1 protein-coding gene is annotated in these 829 nt (G+C 23.4%); it reads right to left on the reverse strand.

Annotation, left to right across the window (positions count from 1 at the left end):
* Nucleotides 1-750, reverse strand: a 750-nt coding sequence (locus tag MBFIL_RS04780; RefSeq protein ID WP_066971961.1) for a transposase, incomplete at its 3' end; no start/stop codon positions are given.
* Nucleotides 751-829 lie beyond the last annotated feature (79 nt).

The following is an 829-nucleotide window of genomic DNA, read 5'->3' on the forward strand; positions in this document are numbered from 1 at the left end:
TATCCAATTTTCGACAAAAGATATTTCATCAACTAATTCGTAGTATAATTTAACCACTTCCTTTTTTAGGTATTCAATATCTGGAATGGGGTTTCTATGTAGTATATTTTTCATAGTTCTCCATAGTTGTTCTATTGGATTTAAAAAAGGGGAGTATTTAGGCAAATAGATTAGTTTTATATTTAAAATTTTACATATAATTCTTGATAAATAAGTTTTATGGACAGAGAAATTGTCAATTATGATAACAATTCTTTTTTCAGATTTTAAAGAATTAGGGAATAGTTTATCAACTTCATTTTTATTATCAAACAATTTTTTTAATTTTAAAGGTTTTTTAATTAAATCTGCTTGAATATCAATATTGAAATAATTTAATAAAGTTAATGTAAAGTTTTGAGCTTTAATTATGCTTATTTTTCTTTTATCTTCTGTATTTTCTAGATTTATTGTTTTTTTAATTCTTTTTACAGTTAACTCTTTAGATGCATTTGTATCAGATATATTTCTAAGAATATCTTGTTTAAATTCTTCTGAATTTTTTATAGGGATTAAATTTTTAATATTTTCATCTTCAAAAGCTTCAGAATTTAAAATTTCAAGTAATTCGTTTGCTATTTCACAATTTTCAGTGTTTTGTATTCTTATTTGTAATAATGATCTTCCAAAATGGAATGTGTTTATTGTTTCTGCTGTGTATAATGTTGAATTCCCATTAGGTGATTGAAATCCTGCAACACTGATTTTCATCCGTTCAGGGTTAACTTTTATTTTTACTTTTTCTCCTTTTTTTTAAGAACTTTTGAGATATTTGCTAGATTTTGCATAG

The sequence above is a fragment of the Methanobrevibacter filiformis genome, assembly GCF_001639265.1.
GTDB lineage: Archaea > Methanobacteriota > Methanobacteria > Methanobacteriales > Methanobacteriaceae > Methanacia > Methanacia filiformis.